Consider the following 22,992-nt stretch of genomic DNA (forward strand, 5'->3'; position numbering starts at 1 on the left):
CACCCTAATTATGAATTGATTATTATAACAATCAATTCATCACCTCATGGTGCCGTAACGTGGCAAGACGGCAGTGATTAGCTGCTCTCAGGATTAGCTTTCTGTTACCCTTCATTTAAAGCTTCTTTCAGCCATATGGAAGCTTCTCTCTATAAATGGACTGTAACGTACTTTTTCCGTCATTGATTTAATGTATTATATGACTAAATATAATAGAATTCTCTTAAGTTTGTCAATGTAGATAATCATTTATATTGCATTAACCATAGTTATTCTACTATTCATTCTTAACAGCCTTTCCATATATTATGCATTTATTAATAAATTGTACTACCTCTATATTTTTTTCGGAATATTATATTTTTGTTATAATTAAATTATCAATAATAAAGAAGCGAGCAAAATGACAACTTTATTGAACAAGGCTAAAAACATATTAACGACTGACGAAACGATATTATTTTACACTGCATGTTCATTAAATATATTTATTTATCGTTCCGTTGCAAGACCAGGACTGTTAATTTTAACAAACAAACGGCTCTTCTTTTATGGACCAGATGTAAGTAAGAACCCAATATTTGAAGAGTACTCTTTTGCAAACATTTCTAATCTAAAAGTGCAAAAGCGTCTTTTCAGCAATCAAATTATATTTATGTACGATAATGAATGGAAAAAAATAAAACATATTCAAACAAATGATGTAAGCTCTCTCGTTCAACAAATACACGAGCAACTCTCTAAATAATGATAGCCCTCTACTTTTATAAGCAGAGGGCTATCATATTACACATCTTCTTTTTTCCAAAGAGGCCTTACATGAACGATCACCGTACGAATGACCGCTAAAACAGGAACTGATATTAATAACCCTACAATTCCTGCCACTTCTCCCCCAACTAATAATGCAAGCATAATAATAACAGGATGCATACGAAGTGACTTACCAACGATGTAAGGTGATAAAATGTTACTTTCCAAAAATTGCAAAATAGCAATCGTAATTCCCGCCTTAATGAGTAAACTCGTTGATACCGTTGCCGCAATCATCAATGTCGGAATCGCCCCTAAAATAGGACCGAAGTACGGGATTATATCCGTTACCCCAATAATAATGCCGAGTAATAATGGATATTTCATACCGATAAACCAAAAAGAAAGAACAGATACTCCCCCTAATACTAAGCAAACAAATAACTGTCCTCGAATATAACTTCCGAGTGACTTATCAATTTCTTTCGCCAGCATTTGCCCTGTACTACGCCACTTACTCGGGACTAGTTTCCAAAAAATATTATAAAACTCACCGTAATCTTTTAATATGTAAAATACAATGAACGGTATTAAAAAAATAATAAGCAACGAGTCCAATACGCCACGGGCTGTGCTCATCACTTTATTTAAAAGTGATTGTATCTTCGTTTCTACTCCACCAAAAATTTGTTTCACCTTTTCATGAATAAAGGACGGGAAGTTCGCTGTTTGTTCCGTAACGCCATCCATCCAAGAATCATACATTTTTGTAAACTGCGGAAATTGTTCATTAATCTCTTGTAATTGCTTAATAACAATTGGCGTTCCTTTATAAATTCCATAACCAATCCCACCAAAGAAAAGGATGTAAATAAGCAAAATAGCGAGTGTGCGCGGCATCCCTTCTTTATGAATTTTTTCAATTAAAGGATGCAATAAATACGCAATAAAACACGCAATAAGAAACGGTGTAATTGCCACTTTAAATACAAAGATAATCGGTGCCCATAGCGGCTTAATTTTTAAAAAGACAAGCAAACAAAGAAATACAAGTAACAATAACCCTAAACGATATATCCAAATGATTTTAAGATTCTTCACACGAAAAACCTCCTCCACCTTTATTTTGAAAATAAATAGGTTAGGTTATGTGCAAAAGTTTTAAAATCTTTTCGTGCAGACCATACTGTTTTGTAAAGACGTACATATACATAACATAATAAGGACAACCACCCCTGAGAACGCAGCATGAAACAATATAATCAGGAGGGCTCATAATGGTTTTATTTATGCTCGTATTATCAGCACTTTTTATGATTCTTGAATGGGTTTGTATCGGATTTGGTATTTGGAAAGGTTTCTTTATTCGTTCCTCACGAAAAGAAAGGGCGAAGCAATTATTTCATTACGGAATGCTTGGCGTTGGATGTTACGGCCTATCTTATCTCTTCTCTGAAATCGGACTTTTATATTTGCATACAAGTGCATAAAAAAACTCCCTTATGATGAAGGGAGTTTTTTACGCTTATAGATAAGATTTAATCATCTTACGTGCTTTTTTCATATTGCGTTTTGAAAATACATCTTGCTTGCGAGCATATTGATATGCTGCAGCTCCAACACCTAATGCGATTAATGAATTGCGTAGATTCAAAGTAAATCCCCCTTTTCGTTATCCGATCGTTCTTTCGTTCTCATCAAATAAATCATCAAGAGAGCTTAATGAACCATCTTCCTCTACTTGATGTGTATGGATTTTCCCCTTTGAAACCGATAATTCGATATAACAATTCCAGCAATAAAATTGGTTGACACCTATTTTCCCAATGTCTTTCCCTTTGCAATTTGGACAAATGAACATATGGCTTTCATCTCCTTACAGTCTCCCAGATTCTATTCGCCATTATGTCCAAACCGCATTCATTTATACATTGCTGGAGCCTTTCAACGTTATACGTTTGAAAGTTTCACTATATAATTTCACCTTGTTACATGAAATCATACGGTGAAATGTTTTCCACGTCCATTTCTTCGCCATTAACTGTTACCATCTGTACTTCTCCTTGTGATTCTTGCAAACGACCAGCTAAAGTCGTTTGACGCATTGCATCATCAAGGCGATTTACACCGGATTGAAAAGCCGCTTCCTCCCCACAAATAATAAGGAATTTCTTACTCCTTGTAATGCCCGTGTAAATTAAATTACGACGTAACATACGGTAGTAGCTCTTTACAATCGGCATAATAACTATTGGAAATTCACTACCTTGTGATTTATGAATCGAGCAGCAATATGCATGGGTAATTTGATTTAAATCCGGCTTTGTATACGTTACTTCGATTCCATCAAATGAAACGATAATCATGTCCTGTTGCTCAACATTTTCTTTCGCATAAAACACCGAAACAATTTCTCCGATATCACCATTAAACACTTGGCTCTCCGGCTGATTAACGAGTTGCAGTACTTTATCGCCTCTTCGGTATACAACATCACCGTAAGCAATTTCTTTACTCTTTTCCCTTTTCGGATTAAACACTTCTTGCAACGCTTCGTTTAGTACATTAATGCCGGCAGGTCCACGGTACATCGGGGCCAGTACTTGTACATCTCTTGCGCTAAACCCTTTTGTCTTAGCATTTTCACAAACCTTCTTAACAACCTCAACAATTTGAGCTCCTGTACAGCCGATAAATGAACGATCTTTTTGATTTTGCGCTAAATCTGGCGGGAGCGTTCCATTTTTTATCGCATGAGCGAGTTGAATAACAGATGAGCCTTCCGCTTGACGATAAATTTCAGTAAGCTTTACTGTTGGAACTGCACCTGCATTCAATAAATCTTTCAACACTTGTCCAGGTCCTACAGATGGTAATTGATCTTCATCACCTACAACGATAACTTGAATATTAGTCGGCAATGATTTAAACAGCTGATTTGCAAGCCAAATATCTACCATCGAAAACTCATCAATAATGAGTAACTTCCCTTGAACTGGATCGGTTTCATTACGCTGGAAAGACCCTTCTGGCGTCCAACCAAGCAGACGATGAATTGTACAAGCAGGGAGCCCGGTAGATTCACTCATTCGCTTCGCTGCTCTTCCTGTTGGAGCCGTTAATAATATCGGAAATGGATTATCATCACTGTATTCATTCGGATTTAATGATACACCATGCAAGGATGCGTACATTTCAACAATTCCTTTAATAACTGTTGTTTTCCCCGTTCCTGGTCCACCTGTCAATAACATCATCGGCTTATGAAGTGCCGTTTGAATTGCTTCTTGCTGAAACGGTGCATACTGCACCTTCAGCTGTTCTTCAATTTCACCTAACGTCTTTAACACTTCTGCTTCAGGAAATGAAGGGGTTTCCTCTTGATTCATAAGCCTGCGAATAGACTTTACAACACCTTTTTCAGAGTAAAATAACGACGCTAAATACACTCGTCCTTCTTCAATGATGACTTTCCCTTCACTTTGCATCATTTCAACACAACCTATAATATCTTCCTCAGTCACTCTATCTTCTTGATTATTTAAAAGTGACATCGTTTCTCTTACAAGTTGATCTTTCCCCATATAAACATGGCCGAGCTGCAGTGAAACATTCTCTAACGTATAAAAACATCCCGCACGTACACGGTCATCATGATTACCTGACATCCCTAACGCACGTCCTATATCATCCGCTCGTCCAAAACCAATCCCGTCCACTTCTTCAATAAGCTGATATGGATTATTACGAATCACTTCTAATGTCATCTCTTTATATTGCTGGTAAATCTTAATAGAAAGCTTCGTTCCAAAACCGTAACCATTTAAAAAACTCATTACTTTCTCTAATCCTTGATGTTCAACAATTGTCTCATATATTTCTTGCGCTTTTTGCTTATTGACAACACCATTTAACGCATCCGGATCATCCATAATTTTAGAAATGGCATGTTCCCCAAGATGATCCACAATTTTTTCAGCTGTACGCTTTCCTATCCCTTTAAATAAATCACTCGCTAAATATTGCACCATACCAGCTTTTGTTTGTGGCAATTCTTTCTTAAACGTTTCAACTAAATATTGTTTCCCATACTTCGGATGGTCTTTAAAATGCCCTGTCAATGTAAACACTTCATCTTCATGCATGCGGGGAAAATGACCGTTTATCATCACTTTTTTTTCATCGTACGTTTCATTCGTCTCAATGACTTTCATACTGACAACGGAATAGAGGTTTTCTTCGTTGTGGAAAATGGTATGAAGAACTTGCGCTTTTATAAACTTTTTCTCTTCCTCAAACAAATCCATTGCATGTTGATTTCCCATCTTTCCTCTCCTTTCCGGTTCGTTTCACTTTAATGAGCAGTACATCCCCCACCTATTTAGATGAGGGATAACTACCCATTAAACTATATTTTCATCTTATTCAGCTTCTTGCTCCAATAAACGAACACCATTACCAGCTAAAAAGTGATCTGGCTGAATTTCAGTTGCTTTCTTAAATAAAGTAAGAGCCTTCTCGTTATTTTCTTCAAATACATACGCAACACCTAAATTATAATACGCATCTGCATGCTCTTCATCCATTTCTAATACCTTTTCAAAATAAGGTTTCGCCTCTTGAATATGTTCTAAACGTGCAAAGCAAAGTCCGCACTGGAACACAGCTTCTACATCGTTTTCATCTAATTCTGTTGCTCTTTGTAAAAACGGCAGTGCAAGACGATCATTTCCAAGTTGCACATGTGTAATACCTAACATAAATGTTACATCAGCTGATTGTAATCCCGCTTGCATCGCTTGTTCAAATACAGCCTTTGCCTCTGTAAATTGCTCTTGACCGTAATACACATTTCCTAATCCATAATAAGCAGCCGCAGATTTATCATCTAATTCTAATGCCCGTTTATAAAATAAAATTGCTCTTTCACTATCACCTAGTGCATCTAATAAGTTCGCAAAATTAATGTACCCAAGCGCATCTTTCGGATTTTCTTCGATTGCTTCTGTGAAATTTTTAGCAGCTTCTTCCCAGTTTCCTTCTTGCATATATTGAATACCTGTTTCAAGTTTGTTTGACATGTCCTTCACCTCTACAACAAATTATAACAAAGAATGTATTTTCCAAGCGAACGAAAATTCGCTTTATGTAAAAGAAACCTCTAACCGCTAATCGGCAGAGGCTTCTCATTTTATCCTAAATAATCCAATTTCTTACCACTACGATATACTTCATCAATTGTAGCACCGCCTAAGCACTCATCTCCATCATAGAAAACAACTGCTTGTCCTGGTGTAATTGCACGAATTGGCTCGTCACAAAGAATACGAACTGTATTTTCATCAACGATTTGAACCGTTACTTTATTGTCTTCTTGACGATAACGGAATTTCGCTGTGCACTTAAATTCTTTTTCTTTCGCTTCATTACTTACCCAGCCGATATTCGTAGCAATAACTTCATCACCATATAGAAGTTCGTTATGGAATCCTTGATCAACATATAAAATGTTTTCTTTCAAATTTTTCCCAACAGCAAACCACGGATCACCGTTACCACCAATACCAAGGCCATGACGTTGTCCAATTGTATAGTACATTAAACCGTCATGCTTCCCTTTCACTTCACCAGATAATGTTTGCATCACACCTGGTTGCGCTGGTAAATAGTTGCTTAAGAAATCTTTAAAGTTACGCTCACCGATAAAGCAAATACCAGTACTATCTTTCTTCGCCGCTGTCGCTAAACCAGCTTCTGTCGCCATTTCACGAATTTGCGGTTTCTTTAATTCACCTAACGGGAACAATGTTTTTGATAATTGCTCTTGGCTTAATTGATTCAAGAAATACGTTTGGTCTTTATTATCATCAACGCCGCGAAGCATTTTATATTCGCCGTCCATATAAGCAACGCGTGCATAATGACCTGTCGCTACATAATCAGCACCAAGCGCAATCGCATGCTCTAAAAATGCTTTAAATTTAATTTCTTTATTACACATTACATCTGGGTTCGGTGTACGACCAGCTCGGTACTCATCTAGGAAGTACGTAAATACTTTATCCCAGTATTGTTTTTCAAAGTTTACTGCATAATATGGAATGCCAATTTGGTTACACACTTCAATTACATCATTGTAATCTTCTGTTGCTGTGCAGACACCATTCTCATCTGTATCATCCCAGTTTTTCATAAAAATTCCGATTACATCATAACCTTGCTCTTTTAATAAAAGAGCTGCTACAGATGAATCGACGCCACCGGACATCCCGATGACAACGCGTGTTTCTTGAGGTAGTTTGTTCATCATGTCACCTCCCATGCTAATTTTGTGTTAATCGCTTCACGATTTTCACTGTTTCGTACGCCGCTTTCTCAATTTGCTCTTTCGTATTTCCAAGTCCGAAACTAAAGCGTACGGATGAACGTATTTGATCGGAGTCTTTTCCGAACATCGCTACTAATACATGTGATGGATCAATCGAACCAGCTGTACACGCCGAACCACTTGACACTGCAATGCCAGCTAAGTCTAAGTTCACAAGGAACGGTTCAATGTTCATTCCTGTAAAACTGATATTAAGCACATGTGGTAAGCGATATTCTAAGTTTCCGTTTACCTCGAAAGTAATGTCTTCATTTTTGAAGACAGATACCATTATATCTTTAAACTCTTCATATTGGGCATTTTTTTGCTCACGAGTTTTTTCAGCTAGCAAAATTGCATGTTGCAAACCAACGATACTCGGTACATTTTCAGTACCAGCACGGCGTTTTCTTTCTTGCTCCCCGCCTATTAATAACGGTTCAAATTTCACATTTGCACCAGCGTATAGGAACCCTACACCTTTTGGTCCATTAATTTTATGAGCTGAAATCGATAATAAATCAATGCCGAACTCTTTCACATCTATTTCTACTAATCCGTAAGCTTGTACCGCATCTGTATGAAAATAAGCTTGATGCTCTTTTAGCAACTTCCCTATTTCCGCGATTGGTTGCATCGTCCCGACTTCATTATTCCCAAACATAACGGATACGAGAATCGTCTCTTTTGTTAATGCATTTTGTATGTCAGAAACTTGAACGCGTCCTGTTTCATCGACAGGTAAATATGTCACTTCAAACCCTTCGCGCTCTAACAATTCACACGTATGCAAAATTGCATGATGTTCAATTCGCGTCGTTATAATATGGTTACCTTTATGACGGTTCGCACGTGCTACACCTATAAGTGCTAAATTATCAGCTTCTGTACCACCGCTCGTAAATATAATTTCATTCGGATTCGCATGAATGCTACGTGCACCCGCGCGTCTCGCCTCATCTACTGCATGGCGCGTTTGCCGTCCATAAAAGTGAATACTAGACGGGTTCCCGAATGTTTCTGTCATATATGGAATCATCTTTTCGACCACTTCTGGGTGAGTCGGAGATGTCGCAGCATGATCTAAGTAAATGCGTTCCATTAAATCTCCTTCTTTCCAAATCGTTTCACAAGGAATTAAATGTAAAACATATAGCCCCCGTGATTTTCTTCCTCATAACGTACTAAATCTTCTAACGTTGTACTATCTAATACTTCTTGCACCGCATCACGAACACGCATCCATAATTGGCGTTGTGCCGGTTCCTCTTCTTCTATCATTTCTACAACACTAATCGGACCCTCTAATACACGGATTACATCCCCAGCTGTAATGTTAGCTGGCTGATCAGACAATACATATCCGCCATATGCCCCACGCGTACTCTTTACTAGACGAGCGTTACGAAGTGGTGAAATTAATTGCTCTAAGTAATGTTCCGATAAATCATGTGCCTGCGCAATTGATTTTAAGGAAATTGGACCTTCACCAAACTTTTTTGCAAGATCGATCATAATTGTTAAGCCGTAGCGGCCTTTCGTTGAAATCTTCATCTATTTTGCACCTCTTTTCAAATTTTCACTTCTATTGGTTATATCTTATTTATAAAAGAACACAATTTAAAATCCTATGAAATTATAGCATAATATAGTATTATAAGAAATTTCAACTTGTGTATCAAAATGATAACATAAAATCACATTGAAAAACTCGGAAATTATTACAATTGAAAGAAAAATGAAAATATTTATATTCATTTTTCCCACAAAACAGCATCCTATTTCAAATTCCACTAAAAAAAATGATACGATAGAAAGAGATTATACATTAAGGGAGACGGTAAAAATGAAACAGCCACTCGCACATCGAATGCGCCCTACAAATATTCAAGAAATTATCGGACAACAACATTTAGTTGGTGAAGGAAAAATTTTATGGCGAATGGTCCAAGCAAATCATTTTCAATCTATGATTTTATACGGCCCTCCAGGCACAGGAAAAACATCCATTGCGAGCGCAATTGCAGGAAGTACTGGAACCCCTTTTCGCCTATTAAACGCTGTTACTCATAATAAAAAAGATATGGAAGTTGTCGTACAAGAAGCAAAGATGCATCGACACCTCGTTTTAATTTTAGATGAAGTACACCGTCTAGATAAAGCAAAACAGGATTTTCTATTACCTCATTTAGAAAGCGGACTCCTTACCTTAATCGGTGCAACAACGAGTAATCCGTTCCATGCTATTAATTCTGCTATTCGAAGTCGTTGTCAAATCTTCGAATTACACGCATTAACAGAAGAGGATCTTTTAATTGGCTTAAAACGAGCACTTGAAGATAAAGAAAAAGGTCTCGGTGAATATGATGTAACGGTTACGCCTGAAGCATTACATCACTTTGCAAATGCATCTGGTGGAGACATGCGTTCTGCTTATAATGCACTTGAACTAGCTGTTTTATCTAGCTTTACAACGGACGAAAAAGCTGCGGTAATTACGCTAGAAATTGCAGAAGAATGCTTGCAAAAAAAGAGCTTCGTTCACGACAAAGGCGGTGATGCTCATTATGACGTATTATCGGCATTTCAAAAATCGGTGCGCGGAAGTGATGTAAATGCAGCACTTCATTATTTAGCACGTCTTATTGAAGCTGGTGATTTACAAAGCATTGGTAGACGTCTTCTTATTATGGCATATGAAGATATCGGACTTGCTAGCCCACAAGCCGGACCGCGTACACTAGCAGCTATAGAATCAGCGGAACGAGTTGGATTCCCGGAGGCACGCATACCACTTGCAAATGCTGTTATCGAGCTTTGCTTATCACCAAAGTCAAACTCAGCTTATAAAGCACTTGATGCTGCCTTACACGATTTACGCAACGGTCAAACAGGCGACATTCCAAGTCATTTAAAAGATAGTCATTACAAAGGCGCAGAATCACTTGGAAGAGGCATTGGATACTTATACCCACACGACCATCCAAATGGCTGGGTACAACAACAATACTTACCTGATAAAATAAAAAACAAACAATATTATAAACCGAAAACGACAGGGAAATTTGAGCAAGTACTTTCTACTGTATATGAAAGATTACAAAGTTCGAATAAAACGAAAAATAAAGGGTAACATAAGCGAAAACGTCACCATTATGGAGGCTTCGCTTATGAAAACACGTCAAGATGCATGGACAAAAGAAGACGATCTCCTTTTAGCAGAAACTGTTTTACGACATATTCGCAGCGGTAGCACACAAATAAAAGCATTCGATGAAGTCGGCGATACATTGAACCGTACTTCCGCAGCTTGCGGCTTTAGATGGAATGCTGAAGTACGACCGAATTACGAAGATGCGGTGCAACTTGCAAAAAAACAACGGAAAGAATTAAAACGCTCTGAAGCTAAAATAGAAAAAGAGCATTTCACGAAAACGAAACAACTCGTAATCGATGCCGAGTTTTCTGAAGATATTACGCTAAGTAAACAGGATCTTACCATGCAAAGTGTCATTTCATTTTTGCAAAACTTGGAGCACAATAATCCTTCACTCGCAAAGTTACAAACTGAAAATGATGTATTACAAGCTCAGCTCACTTCCCTGCAAAAAACAAATCATGAACTTGAAGCAAAATTAGCGGTACTCTCAAAAAAACAACAAGCAATCGAAGAAGATTACGCAATGCTTGTTAGAATTATGGACCGTGCTCGAAAACTCGTTTCAGTTGAAGAACAAGAAGAACAGATCGCTCCAATTTTCAAGACAGATCAAAATGGAAATTTAGATATTATATATTCTGCAGAAAATTAAAAAGGATGTCACCTAGTCGGGGTTTCTGACTGTGTGGCATCTTTTTTCTTCGGTAAAAATATATTGTTAAATAAAGTTACATAGATTTATCAGCAAAAATTGACAACAATAAACCTCAAATTCACACAAAGAAACGTCAGGTGATAATTGGATATTCCTCACTTGAATGTTGCTATAAAGATATATGTTTGAAAGGAGATGGTCGCTATTTCATTAATAGTCTTCAAAATAACACTCGGTATTCTCGTTCTAACATTAGGACTTTTTACCATTCAGAGTTTAAAAAAGACTTCCGCCTATAAGTCGGATAAATACGATTATTCTTTATTAGGATTACTTACATTCGAATTATTAGTATTGCAAATATCCATATTTCTTTAATACATATAAAAAAGCATATATCCGAAATGGATACATGCTTTTACTTTATTCTTGTCCTACACGCTTCACTTCAACGTTTTTAATACGTTCACGTACAACGTGACTTGCCATAATTAGGCCTGCCACAGATGGTACGAATGCATTTGATGAAGGTGGTAATTTCGCTTTACGAATTTTTGCATTTTCGTCTGGTACGATTTCTTTACGTACTTCTTCACGAATTACGATTGGGTTTTCGTCAGAGAAGACAACTTTTACACCTTTTTTAATACCATCTTTACGAAGCTTCGTACGAATTACTTTCGCAATTGGATCTGTATGTGTTTTAGAGATGTCCGCAATACGGAAACGAGTTGGGTCCATTTTATTTGCTGCACCCATGCATGAGATAATTTTAATTTTTCGACGTAAGCACTGTTTAATTAAATGAATTTTGAACGTAATCGTATCAGATGCATCTACTACGAAATCCAATCCATGTTTGAAGAACTCTTCATATGTTTCATCAGTATAAAACATTTCTAGTCCAATTACTTCACACTCTGGATTAATGTCTGCGATACGCTCTTTCATTAATTCTACTTTTGAACGTCCTACAGTAGATACTAACGCGTGAATTTGACGGTTTACGTTTGTAATATCTACAACATCTTTATCAACTAATACGAGACGTCCTACGCCAGAACGTGCTAACGCCTCTGCCGAAAATGACCCTACGCCGCCAATTCCTAAAATACCGACTGTACTATTTTTTAATATTTCAAGTCCTTCTTTACCGAAGGCTAATTCATTACGTGAAAATTGATGTAACATTCAGCTCTACACTCCTATTACAAAAATGGTCTATCATGTATTCTAGCGTTTTTCCGACTATTTGTATAGAAAAAGTTATAGAATTCCTAAAAATACATATTTCGAGAAGGAAAGCATAGTGTAAACCGCGCTTTACCTCTTCTCTCAATTATCCATTAAAAAAGTCTAGATGGTATTAGTATAACCATCTAGACCTTATTTTTACTTCTCTTACTTCTGTTCTTTCACGCTCAATTTTAAGCTTAGCTCTTCAAGCTGAGCTTCTGCAACTGGGCTTGGAGCTTCTGTTAATAAGCAGCTTGCGCTTGCTGTTTTCGGGAATGCAATTGTGTCGCGAAGGTTCGTACGGCCTGCAAGTAACATAACAAGACGGTCTAAACCTAATGCGATACCGCCGTGTGGTGGAGTACCATATTCGAATGCTTCTAATAAGAATCCGAATTGCTCTTGTGCTTCTTCTTGTGAGAATCCAAGTGCTTTGAACATTTTTTCTTGTACGTCACGCTCGTAAATACGAAGTGATCCACCACCAAGCTCATAACCGTTTAATACAAGGTCATATGCTTGTGCACGTGCTTTTTCTGGTGCCGTTTCTAATAACTCAACATCTTCACGGAATGGCATTGTGAATGGGTGGTGAGCCGCGAAGTAACGATCTGCATCTTCATCGTACTCAAGAAGTGGCCAATCCGTTACCCATAGGAAGTTAAATTTACTTTCGTCAATTAACTCAAGCTCTTTACCTAGACGTAAACGAAGTGCACCTAAGCTATCTGCAACAACGCTTTTCTTATCTGCTACGAATAGTAATAAGTCACCAGCGGTAGCTTCTAACGTAGTCATTAACACGTTTGCATCTTCTTCACCGAAGAATTTTGCAATCGGTCCTTTTAAGCCGTCCTCTTCCACTTTAAGCCAAGCTAGACCTTTTGCACCGTATACTTTCACGAATTCAGTTAATGCATCGATATCTTTACGAGAATATTTGCTCGCAGCACCTTTTGCATTAATTGCTTTTACTTGTCCGCCGCTTTCTACAGCACTTGTAAATACTTTAAAGCCACAACCTGCAGCAAATTCAGATAGGTCTGTTAGTTCCATTTCAAAGCGTGTATCTGGCTTATCCGAACCGTAACGAGCCATTGCATCAGCATATTTCATACGAGGGAATGGTGCACTCACTTCTACACCTTTTGCATCCTTCATAACTTTCGTCATCATGCGCTCCATCATATCTAAAATTTCATCTTGTGTTAAGAATGAAGCCTCGATATCAATTTGCGTGAATTCTGGTTGACGGTCTGCACGTAAATCTTCATCACGGAAACAACGTGCTACTTGATAGTAACGCTCAAATCCGCCGACCATAAGAAGCTGTTTAAATAATTGTGGAGACTGTGGTAACGCATAGAATTCACCATCATGTACACGACTTGGTACTAAATAGTCACGAGCTCCTTCTGGTGTACTCTTCGTTAAAATTGGTGTTTCCACCTCTAAGAACTCTTCTGTGTCTAAGAAGTTACGAATTGTTTTCGTTACGTCGTGACGCATTTTGAATGTGTTAAACATTGCAGGACGACGTAAGTCTAAATAACGATATTTTAAACGCACATCTTCTGATGCATCTGTATCATCAGCAATAATGATTGGCGTTGTTTTTGCTGCATTTAATACGTTTACTTTCGTTGCTTGTACTTCAATACGACCAGTTGCCATATTGTCATTAATTGCGCCTTCACCACGCTCAACAACTGTACCTTCTACGTGCAATACGTATTCACTACGAATAGTTTCTGCTATTTCTAACGCTTCTTTTGATGTTTCTGGGTTAAATACAACTTGCACGATACCTGTACGGTCGCGTAAGTCTATAAAGATTAATCCACCTAAATCACGGCGTTTTTGTACCCAACCTTTTAATTGAACTGTTTGTCCAACTGCTTCTACTGTTACTTTTCCACATGCATGTGTTCTTTCAGCCACTGTAAGTTCCCCCTATATTAATTTCTCTGCTACGTATGAAGCAAATACATCTAATGCTACTTCTTCTTGTTCGCCTGTTGCCATATTTTTCAAGTTAATGATACCTTTATCTAGCTCATCTTCCCCTAATACAGCTACAAATTTCGCCTTTAGACGATCTGCTGATTTAAATTGTGCTTTCATTTTGCGGTCTAAATAATCTTTTTCAACTGATAATCCAGCTTTACGAAGATCAAACGCAACTTTTGCAGCATGGTCTTTCGCTTTTTCACCAAGCGCTACAACATAGCAATCAATACTATGTTCAATTGGTAATTCGATGTTTTCAGCTTTTAGCGCCATAATTAAACGTTCGATACTCATCGCAAAACCAATACCTGGCATTTCTGGTCCACCGATTTCTTGTACAAGCCCGTTATAACGGCCGCCGCCGCTTAATGTAGTGATAGCACCGAAACCTTCTGCCTCACTCATGATTTCAAAAACAGTGTGTTGATAGTAGTCTAAACCACGTACTAAGTTCGGATCTTTTTCAAACGGAACATCCATCATCGTTAATAATTCTTGAACTTTGTCGTAGTATACTGCCGAATCTTCGTTTAAGTATTCTGTAATAGATGGTGCTGTTCCCATTAATTCATGGTTACGGTCCTTCTTACAATCTAAAATACGAAGAGGGTTCTTTTCTAAACGAGATTGACAGTCAGAACAGAACTCGCCGATACGTGGCTCAAAGTGTGCGATTAACGCATCACGGTGCGCTTGACGGCTCGCTGCATCACCTAAACTGTTTAATACAACTTTAATATTTTTTAAGCCCATGCCGCGGTAAAACTCTACAGCAAGTGCAATTACTTCTGCATCAATTGCAGGATCGTTACTACCGATTGCTTCAATACCAAATTGTACGAATTGACGATAGCGACCTGCTTGTGGTCTTTCGTAACGGAACATTTGACCGATATAGTATAATTTCGTTGGTTGTGTTGCATCACCGAACATTTTGTTTTCAACGTAAGAACGTACAACAGGTGCAGTACCTTCTGGACGTAATGTTAAACTGCGCTCTCCACGATCTTGGAATGAGTACATTTCTTTTTGTACGATATCTGTCGTATCACCAACACCACGTAAAAATAGCTCCGTGTGTTCAAAAATTGGTGTACGAATTTCTTTATAGTTGTAACGACGGCAAATTTCGCGTGCTTGCCCTTCGATATACTGCCATAACTCAACGCTACCTGGAAGAATATCTTGCGTTCCGCGTGGGATTTGAATAGACATATTCAGTTCCTCCTCAAATTGTTTTAATCTTAATAAAAATAAAAAAACTCCCGCCTCTACTGTTTGAACAGTAGGGACGAGAGTATTATACCCGTGGTGCCACCCTAATTGAAGCACGTATGCTTCCACTTTTTTAATAACGCTTAAATGTGCGTTCATCCCTACTAAGCATATATGCCGTTCAAGTTGAAACCTCTAGAGTGTCATTCAATCAGTCATCATGCAGAAATGTTTTCAGCCTAAGACATTTCTTCTCTTTCCATGTGTGTCTCATTTACTCTTCTCTATCAACGGTTATATTCATATGTAAATATAAAATTACTATACGTTTGTTGAGTAGGATTGTCAAGTACTCTAAGAGCGTTCAATCTGCTTCTTTAGACGCTTTACATCTTGAAGAGAAATCCCAAACTCAGAAGCAAGCTCCATTGAAGTATTGTTTTGCTCTTTTGAAATAAAATCATGAAAATTTACGTTAAACAGTTGATTTGCACCATTTGTAACAGAATGCCCTTTTTCATTCATACGCATACGTATATCCCTCACATTCAATATAGATGTTTTACTTTTTATTGTTCCATATTGATGAAAGAGTTATACATAACTGAAACAGCTATTGATTCCAAATAAAGTGAAACTTTAATGAATAGGGGTTTTGTCCATTATGATTCATTATTAACCCTCACTAATCAGGCTTTTATAGGCAGTTGATCTCCCACAAATAGCGAGATAAATGAACAAAATATACAATAAAGTATAAAAAAGAGAGGATTATATAATCCTCTCTTTTTAAGCAACACTATTTACTATCCACAATTAAGGTCACCGGACCATCATTGATTAAAGAAACATCCATCATTGCTCCAAACTTCCCTGTTTCTACATGCAATCCTTGCTTACGAACTTCCTCATTAAAGAAATCATATAAACGCTCTGCATAGTCAGGTTTGGCAGCATCCATAAAGTTTGGACGTCTTCCCTTGCGGCAATCTCCGTATAATGTGAATTGCGAAATTGATAGAACTTGTCCTTCTACATCAAGTACAGAATGGTTCATCTTTCCACTCTCATCTTCAAAAATACGTAAGTTCGCAATTTTTTCTGCAATGTAAGTTGCATCTTTTTCTGTATCTTCATGCGTAATGCCAACTAGTAATGTTAAACCGAACGGAATTTGTCCTACGATCTCACCGTCTACTGTGACAGACGCTTCTTTTGATCGTTGTAAAACAACTCTCATCTTTTCTACACTCCCTATTAATGCATCATGCGTCGTACTGCATAAATTTCTGGAACACGTTTAATGCGTTCTACTACTTTTTTCAAATGCTGTAAGTTACGAATAGAGATTGACATATTAATTGTCGCCATCTTATTACGGTCACTTCTACCAGAAACTGCCGAAATGTACGTTTTCGTCTCTGTAACAGCTTGCAATACTTCATTTAATAAACCACGGCGATCATAACCTGAAATTTCAATATCAACGTTATACTCAATTTCTTTTTCAGGGCTACCTTCCCACTCTACTTCTAATAAACGTTCTACAGCTTCTTCTGTATGAACATTTACACAATCACGGCGGTGAATCGATACGCCTCGGCCTTTCGTAATATATCCAACGATATCATCACCCGGTACTGGGTTACAGCATTTTGATAAGCGAATTAATAAATTATCCGCACCACTTACTTTAACGCCAGAATCCCATTTTCGAATTTTCATCGGTTTACGAACTTCTTTAACTTCAACAATCTCTTCTTCTTCACGTTGCTTACGGAACTTGTCCGTTAGTCGCGTAACAATTTGTGATGCAGTGATGCCATTATATCCAACTGCTGCAAACATATCTTCTTCATTTGCAAAGTTGAATTTTTCAGCAACACGTTTTAAATTGTCAGGAGCTAACACTTCTTTCATCTCATACTCTAGGCTACGCACTTCTTTCTCAACAAGTTCACGGCCTTTTTCAATATTTTCATCTCTACGTTGCTTCTTAAAGAATTGACGTATTTTGTTTTTTGCATGAGATGTTTGAGCAAGTTTCACCCAGTCTTGACTTGGCCCATACGAATGTTTCGATGTTAAAATTTCAATGATGTCACCTGTTTTTAATTTATAATCAAGCGTCACCATTTTCCCGTTTACTTTTGCACCAATTGTTTTATTTCCAATCTCCGAATGCACGCGATACGAAAAGTCAATCGGAACAGATCCAAGTGGCAATTCCATTACGTCGCCTTTCGGTGTAAAGACGAATACCATGTCAGAGAATAAATCAATTTTTAATGACTCCATAAACTCTTCTGCATTAGAAGCTTCATTTTGCCATTCTAATATTTGACGGAACCATGTAAGTTTCTTCTCTAATGTACCTGTTGTTTCTGCTGTTTTTCCTTCTTTATACGCCCAGTGCGCCGCGATCCCGAATTCTGCAATCTCATGCATTTCTTTCGTACGAATTTGCACTTCAAGCGGATCACCTTTCGGGCCAATTACAGTCGTATGAAGAGATTGATATAGATTCGCTTTCGGCATCGCAATATAATCTTTAAAACGACCTGGCATCGGCTTCCAGCACGTATGAATAATTCCAAGTACTGCATAACAATCTTTAATACTATTTACAACGACACGTACAGCTAATAAATCGTAAATTTCATTGAACTGTTTATTTTGCAGTGCCATTTTACGATAAATACTGTAAATATGCTTTGGTCTTCCAGAAATCTCAGGTTGAATTGCAACTTCTTTTAATTTCTCACGAATACCAGTCATTACTTCATCTAAATATTCTTCACGCTCTGCACGTTTACGCTTCATTAAATTTACAATACGATAGTATTGCTGTGGATTTAAATAGCGAAGTGACGTATCCTCTAGCTCCCATTTAATAGTACTAATTCCGAGTCTATGTGCTAAAGGTGCAAAGATTTCTAACGTTTCATTTGCAATGCGACGCTGCTTCTCTTGAGGCAAATGTTTCAATGTACGCATGTTATGAAGACGATCAGCTAGTTTAATTAAAATAACTCGAATATCTTGAGCCATTGCAATAAACATTTTGCGATGGTTTTCTGCTTGTTGTTGCTCATGAGATTTATATTTAATCTTTCCGAGCTTTGTTACACCATCGACAAGCATAGCAATTTCTTTATTAAATTCCCGTTCAATATCTTCTAATGTAATTTCTGTATCTTCCACTACATCATGTAAGAAGCCTGCTGATACCGTAGCTGGATCCATGTGTAAATCAACTAAAATACCTGCAACTTGAATTGGATGAATAATGTACGGTTCACCCGATTTTCTGTATTGTTCGCTATGCGCATCACGTGCATATCCATAGGCACGTGCCACTAGCTCAATATCTTCATTTGCTAAATATTGACTTGCTTTCTCGAGTACCTGTTCAGCTGTTAGTACCTGCTCATTTGCCATCGAATCACCTTTTATTGAAAATTGACTTTATCTTAATTAAGTAGAATAAATTATATTCTATCATTATAACCTAATGATTGTGAATTGTGAAAAGGAAAAGATTTTACTGACATTTCACCTTATTTTTTTGTGCAATTATACAAAAGTACCCGCTCCTCTCCAAGAGATTCACGGGTACTTTTTATCACCGTAGTTTTACCTATATAGTGATTAGTATTTTTCTAATACTAATACATCGTAACCATCTAACATTTTACGACCATCTAAGTAAGTAAGCTCTACTAAGAATGCAATTCCTGCTACAACTCCGCCAAGTTCTTCAACTAGCTTAATTGTCGCTTCAATTGTTCCACCTGTAGCTAATAGATCATCTGTAATCAATACGCGTTGACCTGGCTTAATTGCATCTTTATGAATTGTTAAAACATCTTTACCATATTCTTTACCGTAGTCAACTGTAATTACTTCACGTGGTAATTTTCCTAATTTACGAACTGGTGCAAAACCTACTTCTAACGCATAAGAAACTGGGCAACCGATAATAAAGCCACGTGCTTCTGGCCCTACTACAACGTCAATGTCTCTTTTCTTTGCATACTCAACGATTGCATCTGTTGCTGCTTTGTATGCTTTACCGTCGTTCATTAACGGTGTAATGTCTTTAAATACAATACCTTCTTTTGGATAATCCGGTACAATTGCGATATGTTGCTTGAAATCCATATTTCTGAATCCTCCTCAGATCTAAAAGGTTTGTAAATACAAATCCTTTACCCTAACTGTTCTACTTCTTTATGATTACGAATCGTTTCAAACCATGTATATAGTTGCTGATATGTGCTATAAACCAATTCTTTTTCTAATTGTAAGTGGTTCATTTTCTCACGATATGTGTTCGATTCAATTAAATCACGCTTTTGTTTTTTGTCTGCCATAAAAATGACGCCATCTTTTATTGTAACAAATTCTAACTCAAAAAACACCTGTGTCATGAAATTTACTGTATCTTTTGACCAACCTTTATGTCGACATAGTTGTTCTCCATATTGTCTTAAAGAAAATGGTGCTTTTTGGCTCAAGAACGAATAGTACCATTTAAAATGTTCCCTCGTTGGAACAGTACTAAATAAATGATTATTCTCTTGATAAAATAGCGTATAAATTCGCGACGGGAACCCCACTTTAAATAAATCTCGTAATTCATCTGTTCCTTTTGGCAAATCAAGTAACACGATGTATTGATCGTCTAAATGAGTTACTTCTGATGCATGCATCATATGCTCTTTATAGTCTTCTAAAGAAAATTTATTCAATACCTCTTCAGAAAAATACACCATCGTTATTTTTTCTTTCGGAAGTTCTGCTACATTCGCTTCTACGTTACGCATACTACGCCAATCAAATAATTGCCACGCCTCTACAGCAATATCTTGCACCATTAATTGCGGCTTCTTAAAATTATTCCATTCATTGATAGATGCTTCCCCTATTACAGATACCTTTGCAACTGGAGAAATTTCTTTCGCATACGTACCAAATCCAAATCCGATTGTATCTAGTGTCGCTTGTCCATCGCGAAGAGCCATTTTCAAATGTGAACCGTCTGATCCGATTGCACGAATACTTTCTAGCTCTGCATCCTTCACTGCAATACGTGGTTTTGGATTTCCAACACCAAATGGCGCTAACTTTTGCATATCTTCAATTGCTGCCAGTGTTACATCCTCCACTTTACAAAAGACATCAACAGCTGTAATTGGAATAAAATCTTCTTCTGTTAAAATTACCTCTGCTTGTTCATTTAAGCGGCGGCGTAATTCATCTACATCATTCATATGTAGCGTCATTCCCGCTGCCATCGGATGTCCTCCGAAATGTGGCAATAACTCTCTACAATCTGACAAGTTTGCAAACAAATCAAATCCTGCAATACTACGTGCTGAACCTTTTGCTGTTTCTTTTACAGGATCAATGCATAATACAATCGTTGGACGATAAAAACGTTCAACTAATTTAGATGCGACAATTCCAATTACACCTGGATTCCAGCCTTCTTTTGCCAGTACTAGTACTTTATTGTCTTCTGGCGGGAAATTATTTTCCACTTCAGCGATAGCTTCTTCTGTAATTTGCTTTACAATATCTTTTCGCAGTTTGTTCAGCTCATCAATTTCTTCAGCCAGCTCTTTTGCTTCTTCTGGATCATCTGATAATAAAAGATGTACAGCCGGCGTAGCATCTTCTAAACGGCCAACTGCATTAATACGTGGTGCGAGTGAGAATCCAATGCTCTCTTCTGTAATTTCACTTTGCGAAACGTTAGCAACTTTAAATAGCGCCTTTAGTCCGATATTTTTCGTCATGCGCATATGCTTTAAACCGCGCTTCACTAGCAATCTATTTTCACCATGAAGTGACACTAAATCGGCTACTGTACCAATTACTGCAATTTCTAATAAATGTTCTGGTACACGGCCTAGTAGTGCATGTGCAACTTTAAACGCAACACCTACACCAGCTAAATAGTGAAACGGATATACACCGCCATCTAATTTCGGATGAATAATCGCAAGTGCTTCTGGCAATTCTGGTGGCGGCTCATGATGATCTGTAATAATAAGATCTATTCCAAGCTCCTTCGCTACCTTCGCTTCATGCACTGCTGCGATACCAGTATCGACAGTAATAATTAGGGAGAATCCTGCGCTATGTGCCCAACGAAATGCTTCTTCGTTTGGTCCATATCCTTCTGTAAAACGGTTTGGAATATAAAATTCTACGTCTGCACCTAATTCTTGCAAAGCAAGATATAACACAGTCGTACTACTTACTCCGTCCGCATCGTAGTCACCAAATATTAATATTTGCTCTCCATTTTGAATCGCCTTATTTACACGTTCTACCGTTCTATCCATTCCTTCTAATAAAAATGGATCATGAAATTCTTGATTTTCTGTATTTAAAAAATCTAAAATCTTATCTTCTGTATCTAGTCCTCTACCGAGGAATAACGAAACGACAAGTGGTGATAATTGTAATTTACTTGCTAATTCACTCACTCGCTCATTATTATATTCTTTTTCTTTCCAACGCGTCTTCGGTTGTAACACGAAATCACCCCTTAACCTGTTCATTATACAAGACAGATTAAGGGGTGACAATATAATGCAAACTACGATGCAATATCTATATACTAAAATGTTGATGATATTTAATTTGGAGAATACGGATTTATATGTACAAACACATTTTGTACGTTATCTTGTTCCATAAGCGTTTCTTTCACATGCTTTCCAATGCGGTGCCCTTCTTCTACAGTAATGTATGGATCTACAGAAACTTTAATATCAACAATAACGTAATGACCATGCTCCCTTGCATATAAAGAGCCGATTTTTTTTACACCGTCTATTTGAAGCACAGCCTCTCTAAGCGGCACAACATCTTCCTCATGAAGAACATGATCCAACGTTGCATGAATTGCTTCGGCCCCAATACTCCACGCCATTTTTGCAACAAGAAGTGAAACAAATAATCCTGCAATCGGATCGGCATATACAAGCCAATCTAACCCGAACTTACCACCCATAATCGCTGCACAAATACCGATTAAAGCTGCAATTGAAGAAAATACATCCGAACGGTGCTCGTATGCATTTGCAATAATTGCATCACTATTTACCCTCTTCCCTAATCGGAATTTATATTGAAACATTCCTTCTTTCACTATAATTGAAAGAACAACAGCAAAAATCGTAATTCCTTTCGGTGGTTCTAGTTCCTGCGAAAAAGCTTTTATAGACGAAATCGCTATCTCGATTCCCACAATAAATAATAATACTGCAACAATAATTGCTGAAATCGATTCCGCTTTACCATGACCATACGGATGATCTTCATCAGGCGGTTGCTTTGCTGCTCGCAATCCAAAAAGTACAGCGAGCGAACCAATTACATCTGATGCAGAATGCACGGCATCCGCTAATAGTGCTTTACTGTTCCCAATATAACCAATTACCGCCTTTACAATCGCTAATATAATATTACCAACGATTCCGACAATAGCACCAAACTCGGCCTGTTTAAAACGTTCATCTTTTTCCATAATTAAAATCCCTTCTTTTCTTAACCTATCTTTTTATTGTAGCAAAAACA

21 protein-coding genes and 2 other annotated features (1 of these 23 running past the window's edge) are annotated in these 22,992 nt (G+C 37.5%); of the genes, 4 read left to right on the forward strand and 17 right to left on the reverse strand.

Translation table 11 applies throughout. The features are described from left to right. Positions 1-192: a binding site (T-box leader), on the reverse strand (it extends 28 nt beyond the left edge of the window). 211 nt (positions 193-403) lie between these two features. Then, positions 404-748 carry a PH domain-containing protein gene (locus NHG49_RS22285; RefSeq protein WP_064474724.1) on the forward strand — a complete coding sequence of 115 codons (345 nt, stop codon included), beginning with the start codon at positions 404-406 and terminating at the stop codon, positions 746-748. Between the two features lie 38 nt (positions 749-786). On the opposite strand, the gene NHG49_RS22290 is transcribed toward NHG49_RS22285, so the two are convergent. Then, positions 787-1,854 carry an AI-2E family transporter gene (locus NHG49_RS22290; protein WP_064474723.1) on the reverse strand — a complete coding sequence of 356 codons (1,068 nt, stop codon included), beginning with the start codon at positions 1,852-1,854 and terminating at the stop codon, positions 787-789. Positions 1,855-2,030: 176 nt separating this feature from the next. On the opposite strand from NHG49_RS22290, the gene NHG49_RS22295 reads away from it, so the two are divergent. Next, positions 2,031-2,243, forward strand: a complete 213-nt coding sequence (locus NHG49_RS22295) for a hypothetical protein (protein ID WP_000242555.1) — start codon at positions 2,031-2,033, stop codon at positions 2,241-2,243. Between the two features lie 35 nt (positions 2,244-2,278). Here NHG49_RS22295 and NHG49_RS22300 read toward each other — a convergent pair whose 3' ends face one another. The 7 genes from NHG49_RS22300 to cymR form a co-directional block, all read right to left on the reverse strand. Continuing rightward, positions 2,279-2,407 (reverse strand): YrzQ family protein, encoded by a 129-nt coding sequence (locus NHG49_RS22300; protein ID WP_001053553.1) that lies wholly within the window; start codon positions 2,405-2,407, stop codon positions 2,279-2,281. Positions 2,408-2,425: 18 nt separating this feature from the next. Further along, complete coding sequence (locus tag NHG49_RS22305) at positions 2,426-2,614, reverse strand: hypothetical protein (RefSeq protein ID WP_000469281.1); 189 nt, start codon at positions 2,612-2,614, stop codon at positions 2,426-2,428. A gap of 127 nt (positions 2,615-2,741) precedes the next feature. Continuing rightward, positions 2,742-5,078, reverse strand: coding sequence for an SF1B family DNA helicase RecD2 (gene recD2, locus NHG49_RS22310; RefSeq protein WP_154131316.1), 2,337 nt, complete (start codon positions 5,076-5,078; stop codon positions 2,742-2,744). A gap of 96 nt (positions 5,079-5,174) precedes the next feature. Then, entirely contained in the window at positions 5,175-5,834 is a 660-nt protein-coding gene (locus NHG49_RS22315; protein WP_064474721.1) for a tetratricopeptide repeat protein, read from the reverse strand. A 110-nt stretch (positions 5,835-5,944) separates the two neighbouring features. Further along, the gene (mnmA, locus tag NHG49_RS22320; RefSeq protein ID WP_064474720.1) at positions 5,945-7,060 is read right to left on the reverse strand and encodes a tRNA 2-thiouridine(34) synthase MnmA; all 1,116 of its coding nucleotides are present in this window, start codon (positions 7,058-7,060) and stop codon (positions 5,945-5,947) included. 16 nt (positions 7,061-7,076) lie between these two features. Further along, positions 7,077-8,222, reverse strand: a complete 1,146-nt coding sequence (locus NHG49_RS22325; protein WP_064474719.1) for a cysteine desulfurase family protein — start codon at positions 8,220-8,222, stop codon at positions 7,077-7,079. A gap of 35 nt (positions 8,223-8,257) precedes the next feature. Continuing rightward, positions 8,258-8,674 (reverse strand): cysteine metabolism transcriptional regulator CymR, encoded by a 417-nt coding sequence (cymR, locus tag NHG49_RS22330; protein ID WP_000704116.1) that lies wholly within the window; start codon positions 8,672-8,674, stop codon positions 8,258-8,260. 292 nt (positions 8,675-8,966) lie between these two features. Between cymR and NHG49_RS22335 the strand changes: the two genes are divergently transcribed. Next, on the forward strand, positions 8,967-10,253 hold the full coding sequence (locus NHG49_RS22335; RefSeq protein WP_064474718.1) for a replication-associated recombination protein A: 1,287 nt from the start codon (positions 8,967-8,969) through the stop codon (positions 10,251-10,253). Positions 10,254-10,290: 37 nt separating this feature from the next. Then, entirely contained in the window at positions 10,291-10,932 is a 642-nt protein-coding gene (locus NHG49_RS22340; RefSeq protein WP_064474717.1) for an RsfA family transcriptional regulator, read from the forward strand. A 426-nt stretch (positions 10,933-11,358) separates the two neighbouring features. Here NHG49_RS22340 and NHG49_RS22345 read toward each other — a convergent pair whose 3' ends face one another. From NHG49_RS22345 to NHG49_RS22385, 9 genes are all read right to left on the reverse strand, one after another. Beyond that, on the reverse strand, positions 11,359-12,126 hold the full coding sequence (locus NHG49_RS22345) for a tRNA threonylcarbamoyladenosine dehydratase (RefSeq protein WP_000903181.1): 768 nt from the start codon (positions 12,124-12,126) through the stop codon (positions 11,359-11,361). Positions 12,127-12,336: 210 nt separating this feature from the next. Then, positions 12,337-14,112 (reverse strand): aspartate--tRNA ligase, encoded by a 1,776-nt coding sequence (gene aspS / locus NHG49_RS22350; RefSeq protein WP_098102380.1) that lies wholly within the window; start codon positions 14,110-14,112, stop codon positions 12,337-12,339. Positions 14,113-14,124: 12 nt separating this feature from the next. After that, positions 14,125-15,396, reverse strand: coding sequence for a histidine--tRNA ligase (gene hisS, locus NHG49_RS22355; RefSeq protein WP_088048145.1), 1,272 nt, complete (start codon positions 15,394-15,396; stop codon positions 14,125-14,127). Positions 15,397-15,465: 69 nt separating this feature from the next. Then, positions 15,466-15,696 (reverse strand) — a binding site (T-box leader). Positions 15,697-15,750: 54 nt separating this feature from the next. After that, the gene (locus tag NHG49_RS22360; protein ID WP_001242605.1) at positions 15,751-15,927 is read right to left on the reverse strand and encodes a hypothetical protein; all 177 of its coding nucleotides are present in this window, start codon (positions 15,925-15,927) and stop codon (positions 15,751-15,753) included. 268 nt (positions 15,928-16,195) lie between these two features. Next, the gene (locus NHG49_RS22365) at positions 16,196-16,636 is read right to left on the reverse strand and encodes a D-tyrosyl-tRNA(Tyr) deacylase (protein ID WP_001266955.1); all 441 of its coding nucleotides are present in this window, start codon (positions 16,634-16,636) and stop codon (positions 16,196-16,198) included. Between the two features lie 17 nt (positions 16,637-16,653). Beyond that, positions 16,654-18,837 (reverse strand): GTP diphosphokinase, encoded by a 2,184-nt coding sequence (gene relA / locus NHG49_RS22370; RefSeq protein WP_064474715.1) that lies wholly within the window; start codon positions 18,835-18,837, stop codon positions 16,654-16,656. A 210-nt stretch (positions 18,838-19,047) separates the two neighbouring features. Beyond that, the gene (locus NHG49_RS22375; protein ID WP_000346221.1) at positions 19,048-19,560 is read right to left on the reverse strand and encodes an adenine phosphoribosyltransferase; all 513 of its coding nucleotides are present in this window, start codon (positions 19,558-19,560) and stop codon (positions 19,048-19,050) included. Positions 19,561-19,607: 47 nt separating this feature from the next. After that, a complete protein-coding gene (gene recJ / locus NHG49_RS22380; RefSeq protein WP_098102379.1) occupies positions 19,608-21,947 on the reverse strand; it encodes a single-stranded-DNA-specific exonuclease RecJ in 2,340 nt (779 codons plus the stop codon). A 101-nt stretch (positions 21,948-22,048) separates the two neighbouring features. After that, a complete protein-coding gene (locus NHG49_RS22385; RefSeq protein WP_000409734.1) occupies positions 22,049-22,942 on the reverse strand; it encodes a cation diffusion facilitator family transporter in 894 nt (297 codons plus the stop codon). Positions 22,943-22,992: the final 50 nt, after the last annotated feature.

It is taken from the genome of Bacillus sp. IBL03825 (genome assembly GCF_024712505.1).
GTDB lineage: Bacteria > Bacillota > Bacilli > Bacillales > Bacillaceae_G > Bacillus_A > Bacillus_A wiedmannii.